Genomic DNA, 16,214 nt, shown 5'->3' with positions numbered 1-16,214 from the left:
AGTGCTCGCCGCCCCGGAGAACGCTGGACCATTGTCCACCCGCAAGATCCGTCCCACACGATCGGTAGCGCATTGCCTGAACTGAAATGGCAGCTTACAATCGGATGCCGCCCCTGAACGGAGCTTAATCAGGTCCGCGTTTAACGCAGACTTTCCACGAGGTATCCCCGCGCGTACCGTACATGATCGCTCGTCCGATTTGCGGCGATGTGTTTACAGGAGAAAGACGCTAAGGGGCGGCACTCACTAACGGGGAAACATGGTTGCCATTCCGAGTGCCGACGAACTCGCAGAAGCCATGCTGCGCAACCACGTGACTTGGTTCTCCCGCAATGCGCTGGGCGTCGATTACGAAAAACTCAAGAGGATGATTTACCCGCGGCCACCGTATAAGCACTTCACGATCATGAAGCGCAACGGCAGCCCTCGGGTCATCTCGGAACCGCGTAAGCGCCTGAGAATCATCCAGGAGCGTGTCCTTGCCTTTCTCGAACCCCGCTCGGTTCCGCTGAAGCCCGCCGTCCACGGATTCGTGAGCAAGCGAAGCATCGTGACCAACGCACGCGCTCACTGCTCACCGAAGAACCACCACATCCTCAACCTTGATCTGCAGGATTTCTTCCCGAGCATCACGTTTTATCGGGTGCGCGGCGTCCTGCGCAAGCATCCGTTCAACTTCTCGCACCACGTCGCAACGGTCATCGCCCACATCTGCACTCTCGACGGCACCTTGCCGCAGGGCGCGCCCACGTCGCCGTTCCTGTCGAATCTCGTGTGCCGGTCGATGGATCGCGACCTGACCGATCTTGCCCGCCGAAACCTGGCGCGCTACACCCGATACGCTGACGACATCACGTTCTCCTTTCCCGTGAAAAAGGCGTCTCGCCTACCGGCGGCCATCTGCGTCGTGGACGACGATGGCGGTGTGACCATCGGTGCGGAACTGCACGACCTGATCGCGACCAAGCACCATTTCACGATCAACGCGGCAAAGACGCGGTTGAGCGACAGGTTCCGACGGATGGAGGTCACTGGCCTCACGATCAACAAGTTTCCGAACGTGCGCCGCGTTTTCATTGACCGGATACGCGGAGCCCTGAACGCCTGGGAGCGCAACGACTATGCCGCCGCCGAAAACGGCTGGCAGGATCGGGTTCAAAAGGCGTCTGCTGGTGCCTACGAAAAGAAGCCATGGAAACGCCAGACGCGTGGGAGTGGTGTTCCGAAACTGAAAAACGTCCTGTGGGGCAAACTGTTGTACCTGCGGATGGTCCGCGGTAAGGACGACTTGATCTACACCAGGCTCGCCGAGCGCTACAACGCAGCGGTGGACAAAGAAATGGCGGCAGGACTGTTTGCCGCCCCGAAACTTCCCGTCGAGCCTGTGGTACGCGATCACGACACCGCGCAAGAAGCCGTGTTCGTCCTCGAATGGTTCGGCGACTACCAAAGCCAGCCCGGGCATACCGACGACATGGTTATGGCCCAAGGAACCGCGTTTGTCTACCGTGAACTGAATCTCCTAGTCACGTGTGATCACGTGTTCGAGGCCGAAGCCAAAGTCGGAAAAATGACGGTCCCTACCGATTTTCAGGCCGTCGAAATGGCGAACAAAACGTTGCAACTGGTGCGCCCCGGCACGCAACAGGCGTGGCCGGCGCACATCCTGTATCGCAACAAGCAAATGGACTTCGCGCTCGTCGCGTTCGACGATCCCGTACCGCAGCATCGGTATTTCTCGGTGATGGACAATCCGATCCAGGCACGCGCCGACGGCATTCTGATTGGCTTCCCGGCTTACCAGAACTGGAACCTTCCAGATTTCAACGATCAGAAAGTGTTGAACAGGACAATGCCAAACGCGGGGATGAACAGTTTCACGATCGCCAACTCCGGGAGCATCCGTCCCGGCAACAGCGGTGGCCCGTTCACGGATGACCGGTTCCGTGTGGCTGGCGTGGCCCAGCGCGGTGCGTACATGGGAACGGGGCACGACGAGTGCCTTTGTTTTGAGATTGCTGATGTCCTGATCGCGGCCTGGAAAGCGACCCTGGTACCGCTAGCGCCGCCGCCCGCGCCCGCCACGGTTGTGCCGCCGCCAGCACCGGTACCAATCGCGCCAGCGGGCCATGCCCCTGCCGCGCCGCCGGCTCCGCCAACGACGCCGTGACCTGCGACACAGGTTTCCCCTCGACGAGGACAGTCAAGTCATGTGATCGGCGTGCTACATTTCCCCGACAAAACTACGGGGGATCAACGTGCGAAGTTTCAACAGCGTGGTGGACGAGGCACGGCTGGTCGTCAGTCCGGCTGAGACGGTGGTCCAGTACCTGGAGGACCGCGGCGCGCAAGTAGCAAAGCGGCCGTTCAGCGAGACGGCTGACGAGCAGTTCGAGCAGGCGTTGCTGGATCGGCACGATCCCCTGATAGACCTCGCCCTTGCACGCTGGTGCTGCCACCTTCCGACGGGTCGAGCCCTGCTTAATGCCCATCCTGGCAACAGCACACATGACCTCGCAGTCCGGCTGTCCCTTCTCTCAAACGTCACCGCCGGCGCAAGTTTTATGAGCAACGGGCCGACGGCGTTCTTCGGCGACGGCCCTCTTGACTGGTTCCCCTCTGCGACGGACGAAGAGCTGACCACGTTCTTTAAAAACCCGTCCCTGAACAATCAGTTTTTTGAAGCATTTTTCAACGGCGGTCCGGTTTGGATTTGCCTGTCAGAACCGCAGCGTTTGACCGCACTGCGCGCCCTGACAAACAACCCGCGCATGAGCACACCGTACGATCAGTCGTTCGCTGACGGTTACGCCGAGTTCTCGCACAACAAGGTGTTCGAGGCCGCCTGGAAGATGGCGGCGACCGTGCCGAACACCAGAGCGTGGGCCTTCGCGCTCGGCTGGCTGTTCGATGTATTGCTTCCCATCGGTCACGGCATCGACGATCCGCTGGTCTTCGCAGCCCGATGGACACCGGACGATGACGAAGGCATCAAACACGGGGCACTCTCGCCGTTCCAGAGCGTGCGCAAGGGTCTGGCTCGTCTCGCCCTGGCAAAAAGCGGCAGGCGGGTCGATGAGTTCCTGGCAAGCGAAGACCCTGCGCTGCGTGCGGCGGTGTACGCATCCCGTTCGTTGGACGCGGATCAGATCGCCGCCGCCGTGGAGCGTGACGGCCCCATGGGGTTTGGCGAGATGGTGCGCAACGAGTCGCTTTGGCGAGACGAAGAGCACCGAGAAGCGCTACGCTCGGCTTCCTGGGCTGTGGTCAATGCCGATCCGCACTCCGACCTGCTGCCGCACAATCTGTTCACGGGGATGTGGGATCGGATGGAGCGCGAGCACCCATCATGGTTCGGTGATGTGGTGACCAGCGATCCCGATGATCTTGATGTGCCAGCCACTCGCGGCGACGTGCATCGCGTGCTCGAAACCTTGGCGGGCTCGAACACCCGCGTCGGACTCCAACAAGTCGGCGCCGTCATACAGGCGCTGAACAAGCGCCTCGGCTGGGTATGGTGGTTTTCGCTGGGCGCGCTGCTCGCCACCGTCGGCCACCGGCTGTAGCAGGTTACGTCCTGGAAACAAGACGGCCTCGTTGTCTTTTTACGGCCTCCTAATGGCGAGCGGATGCGCTTGACACATGACGACGCACTGCGAACCGTTACTAGACACGAAAATACCGTCACGTGCAGCGGCCGTCCGCCTGCGTCACCAGTTGACGAGCAGGATCATCGGCCGAATGCACACTTTGCGCTCGTACAGAATGCCGGGATTGTCCGTCGCGGTCAGAAGCGGGGCATCCCGCTGCCCGTCGTGCGGCACTTCGACTTCGATGCCACGCTGGACCAGCGCGAGAAGCTCCTGAAAAAACTCGTCCTCCTCCATGCGTAGATCATTGTTCGGACTGCTCCACCGGGCCAGCAGATCGTTGCAACGCCAGAGCCAACGCGGGGTGCGCTCCGGCCTCTTGAAACTGTGCGCCACGGTCAGCACCGCCGCCTCGCAATGCGTAAGGTTCGCCAGCGCGACGTCGAACGCCCCAAAGAGGTCGACGATCTGCTTGATCGCAGAGTTCAGGTCGGGTGCGCCTGTGAGTCCGGCCGTGAGGATCTGCCCGATTAGCACGCTAACTTCGCGCGCCTGGCACTTGGAGACGACATAAGTGTCAGGCGCGCGAAAACGCGCCCGACGCTGCAACGGACCTTCTTTTTTGTCTCCTCCGATCAACATTCGCATTTGCAACGCCTTTGCCTACTTCTGCAGCCAGACCCACCGCAGCCATACAGGGCACGACGGCAATGGCCCGTTTGGAGACAACCCTCCTTCTTTAGTCACGCAGTATTCGGCGTCCGCTCTTGCCCGGCGATAGGAGAGTCAGCGTTGTTCAAGACACGACGCCATTGCCTTCAAGGACGCATCCGTGTAACCAGCCTTGTTGGCGGCCTCCTTGAGCGCGTCTAAGGTAACTGGCACCTGTGAAACGGCACTCTTCATCGGAAGACTTGCCTTCCCCAGCACAACCATTGTCACGCCACTATCAATTCCCGCGTAGGCCCGAATGTCTGCGCCGCCGCGCTGACTAACGACTCCCTGAGTACATTGGTCTCCGCGCAAATCGGGACGAGACTCGAACGGCGGCTTAAGCGCGCGTTCGTCTTCACCGCACCGACTACTCAGGCTAATCGGGCCGATCTTGGGTGGAGTCTGAAGATCGCCGTAGCGCAGCATTTCATGCAGGGCAATGGAGCCTTCGCCAAAGCGCGGCCCGGTATCGCCCGCCACCGCCAAGGTGCTGCGACCTTGATACGCCACGTAAACAATACGACCGACAAGATCGGACTCGCCAGTCGGGACCACTATGCTAGGCACGATTGCCGAGTCGATCGGCCGAGCCTTTCCATCAAGGAGTTGGTTGAGACGCGTCATTGATACGTAATAGCTCGTTTTGCCACCGTCGACGGTATCTAACTGATCCTCTCCGACGCGGGGCCGCCCTTTCCCGTTTCCGATCACCTTCTTACCATTGCCACAATCAATCGTTGCGGTCTTTGGCGGGATCGGCTCAACGTCGATCGCATACACGCAGAACTCGGGCGTCCCTGGACCAAACCCATGTGTTTCGGCTTCCCGAAATTTCCTGCCGCAATCGGAGCCCCGCGACTGACAACTGGCCTTGGGATTGAACAGGTCCATGCCATTGGAGATATAAGTGAAGCCATGGTCACCCTTTGTATACGACGCCTTGGCGCCATCAGGATTGACTGCCAAAGGCCCATTAACACCGAAGCTTCCATCCTGAAAGCGCGCGCCTGGAAGACCACCAATCATGGCCGGCCCCGGACAGGTCGCCGCTGGCACGGCGATGGTCGCACGTACAGAAAATCCCAGTGCCACAATCCCGGCAATTCTGGCTAGATCGAGCATAATTCGTAAGCACCCGATCAGCACCGTAGCGCATGTCGTTGACGGAGGGGTATCCGCGATGCTATCGGATGGGATCGACGTGAGCGGTAGACGGCAACAACGGCGCCACATGCCACGGCAGCAGCTCATCGACGCGATTGACCGGATGGTCAGCGATACGCTCGAGCACGTAAGCGAGATACGCCTCCGGATCGAGGCCGTTCAGGCGCGCCGTGCCGATCAGGCTATACATCGCGGCGGCCCGTTCACCACCGGAGTCGGCGCCGGCGAACAAGTAGTTGCGCCTCCCGATCGCGACGCCACGCAGCGCCCGCTCGGCGATCAGGTTGTCGATCTCCACCTGCCCGTCGCTGCAGTAATAGACCAGTGCCGACCAGCGATTCATCGCATACCGAAGTGCCTTGGTCGTGTCGGATTTCGCAGAGAGCGTGGCGAGCGTCGCTTCGAACCAGAGCTTCATGTCGTCGAGCAACGGCACCGCTTGTGCCTGACGTACTCTGCGTCGTTCATCGGGCGGTTTGCCGCGGATCTGCTCTTCGATCTTGTAGAGCGCGCCGATCCTGTGCAGTGCCTCTTCGGTTACGGCATTGGGACGCACCGCATGCAGGTCGTGGATTTTCCGGCGAGCGTGGGCCATACATGCAGCTTCCTGGATGGTGCCGCCGCGATACAGCTCGGCATAGCCGGCAAACGCATCGGCCTGCAGCACGCCGGCGAAGTGCGCGAGATGCTGCTGGGGATGTTCACCACGTCGATCCGGCGTATAGGTGAACCAGACCGCCGCCGGCTCTTCGGAGGCACTCGGCCGGTCATCACGCACGTAGACCCACAGGCGTCCTGTCTTTGTGCGACCGTTGCAGGGTGCCAGCACAGGCAGCGGCGTGTCGTCCCCGTGAACCTTGCCGCCGGCTAACGTGTATCGGCGTACGGTGTCGACCAGCGGTGCAAGCAGCGCCGTGATGCTTCCCATCCAATACCCCATCGCACCCGGCTCGATCTCGACGCCGTCGCGCGCGTACATGACTGCCTGGCGATGCAGCGGGATGTGGTACGCGAACTTCGACACGGCAATGTGCGCGAGCAGCGCCGGACCCGGGATGCCACGATCGATCGGTCGACTCGGTGCCGCGGCCTGTACGATGCGATCGCAGCATGCGCAGGCCAGCTTCGGACGGCGGTGGCGGATCACGCGGAAGTGCGCCCGGACGTATTCGAGCTGTTCCGCGACGTCTTCGCCCAGCAGTTTGAGTTGGCCGCCGCAATCGGGGCAGTCATCGTCCGCGGGCAGATGGATGCGCTCTTCGCGCTCAAGGTGATCGGGCAACGGCTTGCGGCCCACACCTTCGCGACTCGGCCGTTTCAACGCAGGAGCGGTGGCCATATCGGCCGAGCCTTCATCGGCCTGCAGGTCTTCCAGCCGCAATTCAAGCTGTTCGATCTGGCGATCCAGCTTCTCCGATTTCCGGCCAAACTGCATCCGGCGCAGCTTGGCGATCGTCAGCTTCAGATGTTCGATCTCGATCGCGCGCGACGAGAGCTGCTCGCGCAAATTGGCGACCATCGCCTTCAGCGCGTCAATGTCATCGGGGAGATCGGCGGGAGCAGCAGACATGCAGTGAGCTTACACGACGCCACCCTCAAGCTCGCCACGCGTAATGAACGTTTACAATGCGCTTCGCGGGCGCGCTGCATCGATCGGCTGCCGCCAATCGAAACCCTCGAGCAAGAGCGCGAGCTGAGCGGTCGTCAGCGCGACAACGCCGGCATCGGCGCGCGGCCACGCGAAGCGTCCTTTCTCGAGGCGCTTCGAGAGAAGGCACAGGCCGCCGTCACACCACCACAAGCACTTCAGCAAGTCACCTCGCTTGCCCCGAAACACAAACACGTGTCCGGAGAACGGATCTTTCTCTAGCACCGTCTGTACTTTCGAGGCCAACGAGTTAAAGCCGGAACGCATGTCCGTGACGCCCGCCGCGATCCAGATTCGCGTGTTCGGCGGAATCACTTCAGGCACTCTCGTAGATACCGTTCAGCGAACTCCTGTGACACGCCGCGGATGCGGATACGTCGCTTGCCAACCTCGATCTCGATTTCACAGCTCGGCGACATCGCCGGGCTCGCCGACACATCCAGCGTTTGCGGCAGAGAGTGGTTTGGGACGTTTTTCGATGGCAGATCGATCACATCAACTGGCAGCAGCGCGATGCTTGGTGTCGAAGTTGCACGTTGCGCTTCCAGTAAGCTTCTCCGCCACTGCGCGACCATATTGGCATTCAAGCCATGCGCACGGGCCACTTCGGCAATTGAACGATTCGGATCGTTCGCTTCAGCAGCAACCGCTTCCCGAAACTCCTTCGTGTAGTTCCTCGATCCCGGTTGTCTTCCATGCACTACTGGCTTCATCGATCTGATTCCCATTACATCTGATGGGAATCAGATTGCCTATGCCGCGCTCTCACGAACAGACGGTACATGTCGAGCGCTTACCATAATTCTTAATGAGTTCTTCATTGAAATTTCCTCTATTAGCAAAGAATCCAGTTTTGATAGCGTCGCGAATCCGCGGCGAGAATCGCATCTGTGCGAGGCAGCAGTGACTCCGCTGCGGGCTCGATTTTTTTGCAGTTACAAGCACTGCTGGAATTACAACGTTACTTCCGCAGGTGACTCTTAGATGTCGAGTGACACTGAGAGAGGTCCATCAATTCCTCGGGATAAAACGTAAGCGACTCGCGATGGCCGTTATAGACCGCAGCGCGGACCGACGCCAAAGTGATGCCCATCATTTTCGAAGTGATGGACACCACTTTGTCAGATACGATGGAGAAACAGGGTAGTCGTAAAGGACGCCCGAACCATAGTGCCGAATTCCGGCGTCGCTTGGCGATGGCAGCTTGCGAGCCGGGTGTTTCGGTCGCCAAGTTGGCTCGCGAGCACGGTCTGAACGCGAATCTCGTGTTCACGTGGCGCCGCCAGTATCGCGCGGAACAGCAGGCTGCGGTGGTGCCACTGTTGCCGGTGGCGATTGTGGATGAGGCGTCGCGAGAAGCGGTGCCTCTGCCCGTGCCCACCATCGAATCTGGGATCGGGAAACCGGCTGTGCCCACCGGCACGATTGAGGTTCGAATCGGCCGAGCGGTGATCAAGGTCGACGGCGTGGTCGACACCGAGATGCTCCGAATGGTGCTGGGGAGCCTGCGGCCATGATCTCTCTGCCCCCGGGTACGCGCATCTGGCTCGCAGCGGGCGTGACCGACATGCGCTGCGGGTTCCAGGGGCTAGCCGCGAAGGTGCAGACCGCGCTCGAAGAGAATCCGCTGGGCGGCAATGTATTCATCTTCCGCGGCCGCCGCGGCGATCTTGTGAAGCTGCTTTGGGCGACCGACGACGGGCTCTGGTTGCTCGCGAAACGATTGGAACGAGGCCGTTTTATCTGGCCGCAGGCCGACGGCGGAAAGATCCATCTGACGAGCGCCCAACTGTCGATGCTGCTCGAGGGCATCGACTGGCGACAGCCACGCCGCACCGCCGCGCTGTCGATGTTGTAAACCGCGTCGAAGGCTCGTAAACTGCGACGCATGTCCAAAGATGCGCCGCTTCCTGCCACCGTCGCTGAGCTCCAGGCCCTGGTGCTCGCGCAGCAAGCATCGCTGCTTGAGCAGCAGGCATCGATCGCAAACATGGTGCGGGAGATCGCCGCCCGCGACGACGAAATCGAGCGCCTGAAGGTGCAGATCGACAAGCTCAGGCGAATGTACTTCGGGAGCAAGTCCGAGAAACTGGCCCGGCAGATCGATAGACTCGAGGCGCAACTCGAAGACCTGACGGCCGGCCAGGGTGCGGCAGACACGCGAGGGCATCGAGACAAGGCGTCGAAAGCGCCCCCCAGTCGAGCGCCCACGCGAGAGCCGCTGCCGCCGCACTTGCCGCGCGATGAAATCGAACTTACGCCGGATCCGGCTTGCCCCAAGTGCGCGACGCTGATGCAGCGGCTCGGCGAGGATGTATCCGAGCAGCTCGCCCGCGTGGCGGCCGCGTTCAAAGTAATCCGCACGATCCGCCACAAGCTGTGCTGTCCTGATTGCGGCCACATAGAACAACCCGCGATGCCCAGCCTGCCGATCGAGCGCAGCATTGCCCATCCGAGCCTGCTGGCCGATATTGCGGTATCGAAGTTCGCCGATCACCAACCGCTGTATCGCCAATCGGAGATTGCCGCACGCGACGGCGTGACGCTGGATCGCGCCAGCATGGGGCGCTGGCTCGGGCAGATTGCCGAGCTTTGCGTGCCACTTGTTGAAGCGATCCAGCGCTACGCGCTGGTCCCCGGCAAGGTGCACGTCGACGACACACCGGTCGCAGTGCTCGCACCAGGCAACGGAAAGACGGTGACCGGACGCTTCTGGGCCTACGTGCGCGACGATCGCCGCTCGGGCTCGACTGACCCGGCTGCGGTATGGTTCGACTTCTCCTCGGATCGCAAAGGGGTTCACCCTCAAACCCGGCTCGTCGCATTCCACGGCATCCTGCAGGCCGATGCCTACGCCGGATTCGATCAACTGTACGCGAGCGGCGAGATCCAGCAAGTGGCATGCTGGGATCACGCGAGGCGGTACATCTACGATGTTCACGTGCGCACGCCGACTCCGGATACCCAGCAACTGCTCGAGATGATCGGCGAGCTTTACAGCATCGAAGCCAACATCCGCGGCAAGGCGCCTGACGAGCGTCTGCGCGTGAGGCAGGAGAAGACCAAGCTGTTGCTCGCGAAGTTCGAAGCGACGATCAGGGCGAAACTCGCGACGCTGTCGACGAAGTCCGCGCTCGCCAAAGCGATCAACTACTCGCTGAACCACTGGGCAGCGCTCGTGTTCTACTGCGAGGACGGTCGGGCCGAGATCAGCAACGTGCTTGCCGAGAACGCCCTGCGCTGTGTCGCGCTCGGACGCAAAAACTATCTGTTCGTCGGCTCCGACAGCGGGGGCGAGCGGGCCGCTGCGATGTATAGCTTGATCGGGACGTGCAAGCTCAACGGAATCAACCCGCGTGCTTACCTGGAATACGTCCTGACCCACATCGCTGATCACAAGATCTCTCGCATCGACGAATTGCTTCCCTGGAACGTGGCCGGCAAACTGAAGCCGGCGACCCCACCTACATCCTAACCGTGTAGGTCACGGACTCCACCACGCCATCACCATCATGCCTCACGCGCGCGCGAATGGGGGACTGGCCTACCCGAGCCGCTTACGATAAAACGGCAATTCCGAAGTCATCTTCCGCACGCGCGTAAATTGAAAAAACAATCATGAATCAATCTGCATTTGCACACCCCCTCGCCGGGCTGGGCTGGACGGTACCGAAGCGTGTGCCACATTGGCGGCTACCTTGATCGTCGTTGGTTGACGGCAACTTTAAAATCTAGGGGTTTTGCGAGAACGGACGAGATAATTCCATTGATCGTACTACTCGTGCTACCACCAAGATTGTTGTACACACCAACCACTCTGGGCTCTATTCTCGTCTTGCTCGTGTCGTACAGCTTGGCTTTCATGGTGCCGAGGGCTTGGATAGCACTTTGGATAGATCCAACACTGACGTCGCTTGGAATTGGAAGTGCGGTCGAGATATTTTCACCCGTCAAGCCGAGCGTTTGTACCACGAGTGTTCCAGTCAATTGATTGGCTTGAGCTGCAGCACCAATAGCAATCAAATTCCCCAAGTTGATGCCAGCCCTCTTGGTGCTAAGCGTTGCTGTTACTCTCAGGCCCACACCAATATAAACCGGAAGCGAAATATCGGCGACCTTCGCGTCATCTACGACGTATGCGGCAAATGACCCATCCTGGCGGATGGGGCCTTTCTTCACGAACAGCGGGTGAGTATTCGACTTGATATAGTCGACGGTGACAATGTAGCTGCTATTCGCGGCGCTAAGCGCCACCGGACCATAGGTAATATTTCCGCTAATGTCGATCTGCCCAATCGCCAGCCGCATTGTTTCGTCCGGCAGTGCATCGAGTATGTCTTGCGGCGGCGGTACCACACCGCCTATTGCGATGACATTTACGGGGGCCGGGTCTAGCGGCTGATAACCTGCTGGCGGGGCAGTACGAGAAGTGGAAGTTTGGGAGGACGATGCCTGAGGCGAAACGTCAAACTGCGAAGCGTCTAGAGGTTTGATATCAAGTGCTGAGCAACCTGACAAAATAACCAATGCCGCGAACGCGCCAACGCATCGAGATGTTTTTAAGCACCCCCTGAAGATAACAAAGTCCATGCTATTCCCCCGAGCTATGTGACTTTCGAACTATCGGTTTGATTTCTGGGACGAGACTACACGCCGTCATGGTCGCGTGCAATAAGGAAACACATTAGGAAACCGACAGCACCAAGGGGACTTCAAGCGGTTGGGTTCCATCGCCCGCTGTCAAAAGATCGCGTTCGTCCGGTCGCGCTCGGGCAATCACAATCGTGCCCGACGAGATCCTCGTACCGCGTCCGGGCTGATAATATCAAGTCGAGAAGCTGGACCATTGGCCCAGCCAGGGAGAATCATGGACTACCGCGTCAGCTACGAACACAGCCTGAATACCGATCCGAACGACTTCATCGTCCATGTTCCATCGCAGCTCGTCGAAGGCGTGCCGGGCAACAACCGGCGAAAAATCTGCTCGTCACGTTTCATGCCGAAGGCTCGATTGTCTTCGGCGTACCTGCAGTAAGTGATGACGACGAGGACACCGACACTGAGAAACCGCTGTTCACAGCCCCGCCGCCGCCCCCCCAGCTGGCGCGTATGTGAATATTGCGGATCGCTTTATGGCACTCAGCGCGATGCCCAACGTTTTCGCTCCAAACCTCGAGCGCCGCATTCCTGACTTATCGAGCTTATGGACGACGCAACGTCACGATCCAAATGGGTTTTACTGGAAACCACACCAGCCGACAGAAGAAGCTACGGAATGGGTACTGGAATGCGACGAATTCCGGCATCAACACGAACCGCATGCTCTGGAGATAACCTTTCGGCCCGACACTGCTACCGCAGGCACCGTGACCGGCGCCATTCGCTGTCTAGCGCACGCCTCCAACTTACCGGAGCGCGTTGAACTGGTTATTCCCGTGCGAATTCAGCTCGAGCGTGGCATCACCGTCGAGCGAGTTCGAGAGGAGCTATTTCAACTGTCCTAAGCTGTCGACAGTACAGCGCGGCGCAGCCTTGCTGCGTCGCCTTCCCCTTCTCCTCGCAACAATCTTCGGCGGATGGCTCGACCAGATCAGAAAGCTGTTTCGACTATGAGCCGACAGCGTAACGCCCGATACGATGTCGGACTCGGATCTGGCCGCCGCTAGATCGCCTAGTCACACCGAGGGCACTACCGAGACGGCGGCAGGCGTCTCCCTCCTACTGGGTTGCTGCATTCGCGTCCTCGTTGTCGACGGCGGGAGCCCGTGCTGGGGCATGACGATGACGTGACGTCACGATCCGCGCTGCACGTCTTGCGGGCACCGATGGCGGATGCGCGACCGTTGGTTGCGCCATCGGCGCAAGCGCGGTAGGCTGCGCCGACAGGTTCTGCGCAACTGAAGGGGGCTTTAAAAACTGCCAATAGCCGGGCACGCTGCACAAGCCCAGAAGGATTCCGGTACCTCCCGCAATCGAATATCGGCGCGCTTTCTTGCGTAGCGCAACGATTGTCGCTTTAGCATTTGCCAGATCGCCGCTCAGCGCGCCAGCCTTAGCCTTTTCTTCGTCGAGCTCTAGCTGCAGATCACCGCATTGGTCAGTCCATCGCTTCACGTTCCCAGCCTCGTCAGCGATCAATTTCCCTTGTTCCGCAATCCGAGCGCGGGCTAAGGCCAGTTGATCATTTGCACCAGCAGTCGCCAATTTTGCCAGGTCCCAACCGTCGCGCGCTTCCCGAAGCGAGGCCCTCAGGAGCGACACGTCCTGTTCGAGGAATTCGACGGAGCGACGGTCGCTGATGACTTTTCCTGCGAGGAAGCCGTTTTCCAGCATGCTCCGAATCCTCTCCACGTGTGCCGCCTCGCGCAGATCAGTTGTGTCTTCATCCTGGTACGGATAGTCGAACACCTTCAATAACGGCACTTCCACAACCGGCACGCGTGAACGGCGAAGCTCCTTCACTTTGTCAACGGGCACCGCGTGTGTGTTGTGCACTTCAATATAGATCTCCCCCGACCATCTGAGTGCTAGTCGAGTCGAGCAGGTGAAGCGCAGGAAGGCGTCAGCGTAATATGTTCCTTCGATCGTGGGAAAAAGTGTCTCTATCTCGCCGTGCGTTATGGTGACGTCGTGGTCGCCATAATTACCGAGCTTGAGTTTCGTGCCGGCTAGCCCAGCAATGGCTTCTTTCAACAACCGGTGCGAAAGGGACTCGCCCTCACCGCCGCCCTCTGCGTCGGCGGGGTTGATGTAGGCGAAAAATGCTGTCCCCGCTTTCTGGACATGCTTGACCGCCTTTCGTCGACCCGGTTTATGGTTGCTCCAGTATGTCCTGCCAAGCGGCTTTCCATCATACTTCGCGCGTTCTTGCTTGATCGCCCAGGCGGTGATCCGCTCACGACCGAACTCCGTAACATACGCCCAACTCTTGCTAACTGACATTCGTGCTCCCGCAACAATTGGCGGCAACCCTGCTCGCGAAACCTTGAACGAAGAACGTGATGGGTCGTTTCGATTCGCCAGCGACCACAGATGAAAATCGAAACGGCGCACGTATCCGGAGGACTAGCATACTTTAACCAGTTTAATCCGAATACGGTTTGGTTGTGCTCGAATCAGTCAGCTCACCTACTGACAAATCTGCACTCGTCTCGTTCGTGCCTGCATCCATACGAGGCCGCCCTGCGTTCACCTTCTTCGGAATCTGTCCCATGTCGGAGGTACGGATACGATCATCGCCCTTGATCATCAGGTACTGCGAGAATTTCGCGAGATACTCGAGGTTCGTACATAACGCTTCCGGCTTCTTCGTCTCGCTCTAATTGGTCTGGCCGATGCCGGTCCCGTGCCCACACTTCTCGTAGATCGTCTTCAGCTGCGATGTGTTGCCGGTCCGATTATCGCCCCTGCCCTCCGTCGCTCATTCCCAATTGACCTACTACCGGTCCGTTTTCACCCATTACATTGCAAAAGCGATACTACCGGTGCATCACAACCAAGCGAGGAAAATATGGCGACTTCTTACAAGGATCTGAAAGCACAAGCAGAAGCGCTCGCCGCGAAAGCCGAGGCTGCACGTCTCGCCGAATTGCAAGCGGTCCTCGATGACATTCGAGCCAAGGTCGCCGAATACGGCATCACCGAGAAAGACATCTTCGGCAGACAGCTCAGTCGATCAACCAAAGCACCCGCAGAAGCGAAGTATCTTGATCCGAAGACCGGTGCTACGTGGTCCGGCCGTGGTCGCGCACCCGCTTGGATCAAGGATGCCAAGAACCGCGATCGCTTTCTAATTCAAGAGTAAATCGCTCATCGGGACCTTGCGTGGCGTCGCCTTCATTGGCGGTCGATAGCGCAACTTCGACTTGAACGGAAGCGGAATCTTAGCCAATTGAGCCGACACATCAGGCTTCGTACGCTTTCGTCCGCGCTTGCGCCCTGCGGCCTCGCGGAGCTCACTCTTGAAGAACATGCGATCACCCGCGTCCTTCATCATCTGCCCATAGAAGTCCGGCTTCACGATGTAGCCTGCCACATTCGCCTCCAGGGCGCGGCGTGGACCTACTGTGTGGGCTTCGATCTTGCCAATACCCAGCACGTTCTTGTACTTGCTGCGATTCTTGTGGCAGTTGTAGTAGACGCCCTTGCCCTTCGTGATGGTGTTCTTCCAGTGCTCACCGAACACCATCGCATGATGAACGCCGCGTTGTACCTCGTTGCCGTCGAGGAACATCAATGCATGGAAGTGCCACTTCTTCTGCAGCCCGTGTTCGAGCTTCAGCGCGTAGGCTTTAAACACATTTCCCTTCGACAACTTCATTCTCCTCAAATATCGCACCAAAGCCTCTCGATGCCTACGAACGTCAGCGTACGGAATCGATTGATGCGCCTTCCCATATCCGAAGTCGACGCGGACGACCAACAGGCGATGGTGTTGCTTGAACAACTCCCGAATCATCTCAAGCAGCGAATCGTAGTTCTTCGCCGCTGGTCGCGTATGGCGTCGCCACTCGTCGCAAAACGATTGGGTCCGCCCTTCTTCGCGAATTGCCGCTACCACATCGTTCAGTCCGTACGAGAACGCCCACAGGTCTTCATCGGACAGACCACGACGTATGTTCGACCAATACTGCAACATGTATCGCACTGGATCCAAGTGCAATCCGGCCGCAACGTCAGCGTTTGGATCACGAGCAACGTTGCGCTTGAACAGAGCGACGAATGGGTTCGCACGATCGATAGGGTCGATCATCGAAAGGTATTCAAGATCAATCGCCAAGCAGCTCAGAAATGAAGCTCCCAACGGCGTCGGCACGAGCTTCACCTGTCTCGAAGCACTGGAGACGACACCTTGTTTGCGTACGACGCGAAACAGCGTGTCGTCGGAGATGATGATCTGCCAGACGCACTTCGTAATCGACGCTGCGTCTTCCGCTCGGGTACACGTGCCGTCAACCGATGTGCGCTTGTCGAATTTCTTCATCGAATTGATAGCATAATCGAGCAGCCATTCCTCCTTGGTTGCTTGATCTTGATTACGTTGATTTTCTTGAAATGATGCGTTCATATCACTTTTCTTATGAAGCTCCGTCCGTCAT

The 16,214-nt window shown here is 59.0% G+C and carries 16 protein-coding genes; 8 read left to right on the top strand and 8 right to left on the bottom strand.

Annotation, left to right across the window (positions count from 1 at the left end; translation table 11 throughout):
- The first annotated feature begins 259 nt into the window (after positions 1–259).
- On the top strand, positions 260–2,170 hold the full coding sequence (locus ACPTTC_RS07080) for a reverse transcriptase domain-containing protein (RefSeq protein ID WP_423391983.1): 1,911 nt from the start codon (positions 260–262) through the stop codon (positions 2,168–2,170).
- An 88-nt stretch (positions 2,171–2,258) separates the two neighbouring features.
- Entirely contained in the window at positions 2,259–3,566 is a 1,308-nt protein-coding gene (locus tag ACPTTC_RS07075) for a hypothetical protein (RefSeq protein ID WP_423391982.1), read from the top strand.
- Between the two features lie 144 nt (positions 3,567–3,710).
- Here the strand turns inward: ACPTTC_RS07075 and ACPTTC_RS07070 are convergent, their stop codons facing one another.
- The 5 genes from ACPTTC_RS07070 to tnpA (ACPTTC_RS07050) form a co-directional block, all read right to left on the bottom strand.
- Positions 3,711–4,238, bottom strand: a complete 528-nt coding sequence (locus ACPTTC_RS07070; RefSeq protein ID WP_423391981.1) for a hypothetical protein — start codon at positions 4,236–4,238, stop codon at positions 3,711–3,713.
- Between the two features lie 138 nt (positions 4,239–4,376).
- Entirely contained in the window at positions 4,377–5,426 is a 1,050-nt protein-coding gene (locus ACPTTC_RS07065; protein WP_423391980.1) for a hypothetical protein, read from the bottom strand.
- Positions 5,427–5,487: 61 nt separating this feature from the next.
- Positions 5,488–7,038 carry an IS66 family transposase gene (gene tnpC, locus ACPTTC_RS07060; protein WP_423391979.1) on the bottom strand — a complete coding sequence of 517 codons (1,551 nt, stop codon included), beginning with the start codon at positions 7,036–7,038 and terminating at the stop codon, positions 5,488–5,490.
- Between the two features lie 51 nt (positions 7,039–7,089).
- Positions 7,090–7,383 carry an IS66 family insertion sequence element accessory protein TnpB gene (tnpB, locus tag ACPTTC_RS07055; protein WP_057929670.1) on the bottom strand — a complete coding sequence of 98 codons (294 nt, stop codon included), beginning with the start codon at positions 7,381–7,383 and terminating at the stop codon, positions 7,090–7,092.
- A 44-nt stretch (positions 7,384–7,427) separates the two neighbouring features.
- Positions 7,428–7,829, bottom strand: coding sequence for an IS66-like element accessory protein TnpA (tnpA, locus tag ACPTTC_RS07050; protein ID WP_423391978.1), 402 nt, complete (start codon positions 7,827–7,829; stop codon positions 7,428–7,430).
- 372 nt (positions 7,830–8,201) lie between these two features.
- Here tnpA (ACPTTC_RS07050) and tnpA (ACPTTC_RS07045) point away from each other — a divergent pair, with 372 nt between their 5' ends.
- From tnpA (ACPTTC_RS07045) to tnpC (ACPTTC_RS07035), 3 genes are read left to right on the top strand one after another with little or no spacing between them, the layout of a single operon-like run.
- Positions 8,202–8,633, top strand: coding sequence for an IS66-like element accessory protein TnpA (tnpA, locus tag ACPTTC_RS07045; protein ID WP_423391977.1), 432 nt, complete (start codon positions 8,202–8,204; stop codon positions 8,631–8,633).
- Positions 8,630–8,974, top strand: coding sequence for an IS66 family insertion sequence element accessory protein TnpB (gene tnpB / locus ACPTTC_RS07040; RefSeq protein ID WP_089339208.1), 345 nt, complete (start codon positions 8,630–8,632; stop codon positions 8,972–8,974). Before tnpA (ACPTTC_RS07045) ends, tnpB (ACPTTC_RS07040) begins: the two co-directional genes overlap by 4 nt.
- Before the next feature lie 30 nt (positions 8,975–9,004).
- On the top strand, positions 9,005–10,591 hold the full coding sequence (tnpC, locus tag ACPTTC_RS07035; protein WP_423391976.1) for an IS66 family transposase: 1,587 nt from the start codon (positions 9,005–9,007) through the stop codon (positions 10,589–10,591).
- Between the two features lie 218 nt (positions 10,592–10,809).
- Here the strand turns inward: tnpC (ACPTTC_RS07035) and ACPTTC_RS07030 are convergent, their stop codons facing one another.
- A complete protein-coding gene (locus ACPTTC_RS07030; protein WP_423391975.1) occupies positions 10,810–11,706 on the bottom strand; it encodes a hypothetical protein in 897 nt (298 codons plus the stop codon).
- A gap of 277 nt (positions 11,707–11,983) precedes the next feature.
- On the opposite strand from ACPTTC_RS07030, the gene ACPTTC_RS07025 reads away from it, so the two are divergent.
- A complete protein-coding gene (locus ACPTTC_RS07025) occupies positions 11,984–12,151 on the top strand; it encodes a hypothetical protein (protein ID WP_423391974.1) in 168 nt (55 codons plus the stop codon).
- 97 nt (positions 12,152–12,248) lie between these two features.
- A complete protein-coding gene (locus tag ACPTTC_RS07020; protein WP_423391973.1) occupies positions 12,249–12,620 on the top strand; it encodes a hypothetical protein in 372 nt (123 codons plus the stop codon).
- Positions 12,621–12,834: 214 nt separating this feature from the next.
- On the opposite strand, the gene ACPTTC_RS07015 is transcribed toward ACPTTC_RS07020, so the two are convergent.
- Positions 12,835–14,058, bottom strand: coding sequence for a hypothetical protein (locus tag ACPTTC_RS07015; RefSeq protein ID WP_423391972.1), 1,224 nt, complete (start codon positions 14,056–14,058; stop codon positions 12,835–12,837).
- 568 nt (positions 14,059–14,626) lie between these two features.
- On the opposite strand from ACPTTC_RS07015, the gene ACPTTC_RS07010 reads away from it, so the two are divergent.
- Positions 14,627–14,920 carry an H-NS family nucleoid-associated regulatory protein gene (locus ACPTTC_RS07010; RefSeq protein ID WP_423391971.1) on the top strand — a complete coding sequence of 98 codons (294 nt, stop codon included), beginning with the start codon at positions 14,627–14,629 and terminating at the stop codon, positions 14,918–14,920.
- On the opposite strand, the gene ACPTTC_RS07005 is transcribed toward ACPTTC_RS07010, so the two are convergent.
- Positions 14,906–16,183, bottom strand: coding sequence for a hypothetical protein (locus tag ACPTTC_RS07005; RefSeq protein WP_423391970.1), 1,278 nt, complete (start codon positions 16,181–16,183; stop codon positions 14,906–14,908). The two genes, ACPTTC_RS07010 and ACPTTC_RS07005, sit on opposite strands and share 15 nt — an antisense overlap.
- Between the last annotated feature and the right edge of the window lie 31 nt (positions 16,184–16,214).

The organism is Burkholderia mycopellens (assembly GCF_964265025.1).
Lineage (GTDB): Bacteria > Pseudomonadota > Gammaproteobacteria > Burkholderiales > Burkholderiaceae > Burkholderia.
The sequence above is the reverse complement of the archived record's forward strand: the minus strand, read 5'-3'. Positions and strand labels throughout refer to the sequence as shown.

Excerpts from the sequence above, each read along its gene's own strand:
- ACPTTC_RS07015 (WP_423391972.1), bottom strand. The coding sequence starts at position 14,058 with ATGTCAGTTAGCAAGAGTTGGGCGTATGTTACGGAGTTCGGTCGTGAG.
- tnpB (WP_057929670.1), bottom strand. The coding sequence starts at position 7,383 with ATGCGTTCCGGCTTTAACTCGTTGGCCTCGAAAGTACAGACGGTGCTA.
- ACPTTC_RS07010 (WP_423391971.1), top strand. The coding sequence starts at position 14,627 with ATGGCGACTTCTTACAAGGATCTGAAAGCACAAGCAGAAGCGCTCGCC.
- tnpA (WP_423391978.1), bottom strand. The coding sequence starts at position 7,829 with ATGAAGCCAGTAGTGCATGGAAGACAACCGGGATCGAGGAACTACACG.
- ACPTTC_RS07020 (WP_423391973.1), top strand. The coding sequence starts at position 12,249 with ATGGCACTCAGCGCGATGCCCAACGTTTTCGCTCCAAACCTCGAGCGC.
- tnpB (WP_089339208.1), top strand. The coding sequence starts at position 8,630 with ATGATCTCTCTGCCCCCGGGTACGCGCATCTGGCTCGCAGCGGGCGTG.
- tnpC (WP_423391976.1), top strand. The coding sequence starts at position 9,005 with ATGTCCAAAGATGCGCCGCTTCCTGCCACCGTCGCTGAGCTCCAGGCC.
- ACPTTC_RS07025 (WP_423391974.1), top strand. The coding sequence starts at position 11,984 with ATGGACTACCGCGTCAGCTACGAACACAGCCTGAATACCGATCCGAAC.
- tnpC (WP_423391979.1), bottom strand. The coding sequence starts at position 7,038 with ATGTCTGCTGCTCCCGCCGATCTCCCCGATGACATTGACGCGCTGAAG.
- ACPTTC_RS07005 (WP_423391970.1), bottom strand. The coding sequence starts at position 16,183 with ATGAACGCATCATTTCAAGAAAATCAACGTAATCAAGATCAAGCAACC.
- ACPTTC_RS07080 (WP_423391983.1), top strand. The coding sequence starts at position 260 with ATGGTTGCCATTCCGAGTGCCGACGAACTCGCAGAAGCCATGCTGCGC.
- ACPTTC_RS07030 (WP_423391975.1), bottom strand. The coding sequence starts at position 11,706 with ATGGACTTTGTTATCTTCAGGGGGTGCTTAAAAACATCTCGATGCGTT.
- ACPTTC_RS07070 (WP_423391981.1), bottom strand. The coding sequence starts at position 4,238 with ATGCGAATGTTGATCGGAGGAGACAAAAAAGAAGGTCCGTTGCAGCGT.
- tnpA (WP_423391977.1), top strand. The coding sequence starts at position 8,202 with ATGCCCATCATTTTCGAAGTGATGGACACCACTTTGTCAGATACGATG.
- ACPTTC_RS07065 (WP_423391980.1), bottom strand. The coding sequence starts at position 5,426 with ATGCTCGATCTAGCCAGAATTGCCGGGATTGTGGCACTGGGATTTTCT.